This window comes from Robertmurraya korlensis (assembly GCF_023715225.1).
In the GTDB taxonomy this organism is placed as follows: domain Bacteria; phylum Bacillota; class Bacilli; order Bacillales; family Cytobacillaceae; genus Robertmurraya_A.
On record NZ_JAMBNS010000144.1, the window covers coordinates 1 to 413 of the forward strand.

1 protein-coding gene is annotated in these 413 nt (G+C 44.1%); it reads right to left on the minus strand.

The features are described 5' to 3' along the window. Nucleotides 1–224 precede the first annotated feature (224 nt). A partial coding sequence (locus tag M3175_RS26155; RefSeq protein ID WP_251524631.1) for a winged helix-turn-helix domain-containing protein occupies nt 225–413 on the minus strand: 189 nt, incomplete at its 5' end.

The following is a 413-nucleotide window of genomic DNA, read 5'->3' on the forward strand; positions in this document are numbered from 1 at the left end:
GTACTAGGTGGCTTAAAACTACCATTGCCCCAGCAAAAATGACCAATGCCAGCATAACGCTGGCAAATAACTTGCTAAATACACTGTTAAATTTTATGCCGCTCAATCGCACACAGAATCCAAAAATCGTGGGTCATCACACGCTATTATAATAGCTTTGCTAGCATAAATAACCAAGGATAATGACCTTTTGCGTGTTAAATTTGTCAAGCAATCTTACACTCTTACACTTGGTCAGTGGCAAACTGATAGCCGACACCACGCACCGTGATAATGCGTTTTGGCTGACGAGGATTGTCTTCAATCAGCGCGCGTAGACGTGAAATATGCACATCAATGGCACGGTCGATGTTATCACTGCTGTCATCATTGGGCATCGCATGCCACAGCTGTTCACGGCTCAGTACTTTACC